We start from the raw sequence: 3,171 nt of genomic DNA on the forward strand, positions 1-3,171 counted from the left end.
TAAACACCTGTCTACTACGGTGGGGATACCTAAGAGTCGGGATTTACCCTTTCTTTGGGTATGGGCACTCCTAAAATTGCTTGAGGTATATAGCCATTGGTGTGAATAGAAGAAACTATTTGATCTCGATTTGCCCGTATATACAGGGCTAATTTTGAGACTGCCATACCATCTACTCCACTCGCTCCGTTATTTTGCATCACTTTGTGCGCTGCTTTATAAAGGTTACCGGCTTGTAATACTTCTGCAATCATAAATTAAAAAAAAATAATGCTTACTTCTGTTGGCTTAAGATTAGGCTAGCTAAGCCTCCTAATCGAATTTCAACTTGATTTAATGTTCCGTCCTTCCTACTGTTGTTCCTGATGGGGTATGGTATAAGCAATCCCACCGCTTGTCCGTTTCTAAGTAGTACTATGACTTCTGCTGACTTCTGTGCTTAACCAACTCGTAGTTGCACAGACCTCCCCAGGTAAGAACATCTTCTTTCACTCAATCCCTGCCGTATCTACATACTTACCCTTTTTGTGTTCTTAGGGCGTTACAATGATGTGTTTGCTTACCCAAGTAAATATGCCTCTGTATACGGTTTCTGCTTGGTTTATCCTGAGCGTAGCCGAAGGGTCAGTACCGAGTTTTGTAGTCTCGCTTTCTTCAGATATAACCTCACGGTTACCACCCTTTTGCCTATATGAAGGAAAAGTTGAACTACAAAAGAACGGTTGCCAAAACAATGGCAAGGAACTCATTACGGTTCGGCTTCAACTGCATCCTGTACAATATTTTTAGGGCAAGTTACCTGCTTTCGAAAGCCTAAGATGTGGGGACGTGCGTCTCATTGGAAAGAAAATGACGGAAAAATCGACTGAATAATGGATGGAAGGGGAAATAACCTAAAAAAATTCTCCAAAAAGAGAAGTAAAAGAAAAACCACTACTTATTCAAAGCTTCCTAATAATTGTTTACACCACCATTTTTACAGATAAAGTAAATACTAGAAATTTAAATTTCGTCTTGAATTTAATTTTTCATAACCTAAGCTTAAAACTTAGAAAACGGGAAGCCCAGTTTAAAGGCTTTCCTTTGGGAAAGACTAAATTTTAATGAAATCCAAAGAAATTTTCATATCAGACGAGCAGTTATTAATAGATTTGAGTAATGGGAATGGTACCGTTTTTCCTTTAATTTTTGACAGGTATTGGAAAAGACTCTACTCTTACGCCTTTAAAATCTACCGCGATGATAAGGTTTGTGAAGATATTGTTCAGGAGATCTTTATTAGTCTTTGGGAGAAAGCTTCAGAATCCCAAATATTAAACCTTGAGGCTTATTTATTAAGATCGGTAAAATACCGGGTAGCCAATCATATTAGAAGTTTAAAATTCTCCAATAGCCAGGAAGAAATTTTAAATAGCATTCCTTATCCTTCCAACTCAGTTCTTAATTTAGAATATCAGGAGTTTGAAAAAGAAGTGCTTTCTCAGGTGAAGAAGTTGCCACCCAGATGCCGGGAAATTTTTATCCTTAGCCGTTTCGATAATTACAGTAATTCAGAAATTGCCGAGAAACTGGATATTTCTATTCGTACTGTAGAAAAGCAAATAAGCAACGCGCTTTCATACCTTAAGGCTAATTTAGTTAATTGCCATATCGCCGGTTTTATTACCACAATATTGCTTCAATGTTAAGCACCCTTCTTCAATATTAAGAGTCTTTTAAGAGTTGATTTTTGCGTACGTGTTCTCTTCAAAAAATGTGACTTATAGTCAAAAGCAGGTTTTGAATAAACATGAACTTATTTATTTGGCAGAAAAGTATGCAGCCAAAAAAGCAAATTCTCAGGAAAAGCTGGCGATAGATATTTTTCTCAAAAAAATGCAGGAGCAGGAAGTTTATTCTTTTGTGAACCTGGACCAGGCAAAGCGCGATAAAATCTTCCGCGGAATAGAGGATAAAATCCAGCTTAAGAAGATTTCCCGAAAGAAATACTGGCAAGGCATCATTGCATCAGCGGCTGTTTTTTTACTGTTAATAGGTACCGTTTTACCTAGCCTAATCCTTGATAATAATCTTACCCAGGTTGCTGCCAAAGGCGAAAAGAAAGAAATTGAACTCAACGATGGGAGCAGGGTTTTCTTAAATTCTGGTTCTAAAATAAGCTATCCCAAAAACTTTAAAGAAGACCGAAAGATCACCCTGGAGGGGGAGGCATTTTTTGAAGTTGCTCCAAACCCTGAAAAACCTTTCCGAATTAAATCAGGGAGCATAGAAACTAAAGTTTTAGGTACCTCATTTAACATTAACTCATATTCCGAAGGGAATGAAAAGATAAGCGTTAATTCCGGTATCGTTGAAGTTTCCGGTCTAAACAATCCTTCTCAAAAAATATTGCTAACTAAAAATATGCAACTAAGTTTTGTACAGGACGATAATCCAAAAATTTCTAAAGAGAATAGTGCCAACTATAATGCCTGGACTAAAAACATTATTGTCTTAAATAAAACAGGTCTGGGAGAAACCGCAAAAATTCTTGAAAACTGGTTTGATGTAACTATTGAATTTGCCAATCCTGCCTTAAGAAAACTCACTATTTCCGGGAAGTTTAAAGATGAAAATCTGGAAACCATATTACTAAGCATCGCGCTTATCAAAGATTTACAAATTGATTATAAAACCCCTAAAAACATAGTTATAAGAGAACAAACCGAAAACATTAATTGAATTAGCCACGGAAAATTACAAACCCGTTTCTGCTGAAACAGAAACGGGCTATTTAAAAATTAGACTACAAATATTAATCTATAGCCAAATTGTAATGAATACTAAACTACAATTTTTTCCAAATTATTTAACCAAATCCTACCTGTTTTTGGTGGTGGGAATACTCATTTGTTCTGCTGGAACAAAAGCCTGGTCGGCAATTAACAATGATATTCAAATCAGTATACAAGTTAAAAATGCTTCAATTACCGAAGTTTTTTCAGCTATCGAAGATGAAACCGGTTTTACCTTTGTTTTTGATGAAAGCATAAGTAATGCAAATCACAGTTTTACTTTTCAGTTTGAAAATGAAAGATTAGAGAGAATATTTCAACGAATAACTACTAAAACTGGTTTTCAGTTCAAAAAGATAAATCATACCATAAGTGTTATGAAACCAGACATTCAGCA

General features: G+C 35.9%; 4 protein-coding genes. 3 read left to right on the top strand and 1 reads right to left on the bottom strand.

Annotation, left to right across the window (positions count from 1 at the left end):
* Positions 1–29 precede the first annotated feature (29 nt).
* Positions 30–254, bottom strand: a complete 225-nt coding sequence (locus GILLI_RS07290; RefSeq protein ID WP_040506492.1) for a hypothetical protein — start codon at positions 252–254, stop codon at positions 30–32.
* Positions 255–1,103: 849 nt separating this feature from the next.
* Here GILLI_RS07290 and GILLI_RS07300 point away from each other — a divergent pair.
* The 3 genes from GILLI_RS07300 to GILLI_RS18530 all read left to right on the top strand — a co-directional run.
* Positions 1,104–1,688: an RNA polymerase sigma factor gene (locus GILLI_RS07300; protein WP_006988456.1), complete on the top strand. Its 585-nt coding sequence runs from the start codon at positions 1,104–1,106 to the stop codon at positions 1,686–1,688.
* A gap of 67 nt (positions 1,689–1,755) precedes the next feature.
* Positions 1,756–2,721, top strand: coding sequence for a FecR family protein (locus GILLI_RS07305; protein WP_245545612.1), 966 nt, complete (start codon positions 1,756–1,758; stop codon positions 2,719–2,721).
* A gap of 94 nt (positions 2,722–2,815) precedes the next feature.
* Positions 2,816–3,171: STN domain-containing protein (locus GILLI_RS18530; RefSeq protein ID WP_006988458.1), on the top strand; the 356-nt coding region annotated here is incomplete at its 3' end.

Origin of the sequence: Gillisia limnaea DSM 15749 (genome assembly GCF_000243235.1) — a bacterium.
Taxonomy (GTDB): Bacteria; Bacteroidota; Bacteroidia; order Flavobacteriales; family Flavobacteriaceae; genus Gillisia; species Gillisia limnaea.

Coding starts and splice junctions, on each gene's coding strand:
- GILLI_RS07290 (WP_040506492.1), bottom strand. CDS start 254: ATGATTGCAGAAGTATTACAAGCCGGTAACCTTTATAAAGCAGCGCAC.
- GILLI_RS07300 (WP_006988456.1), top strand. CDS start 1,104: ATGAAATCCAAAGAAATTTTCATATCAGACGAGCAGTTATTAATAGAT.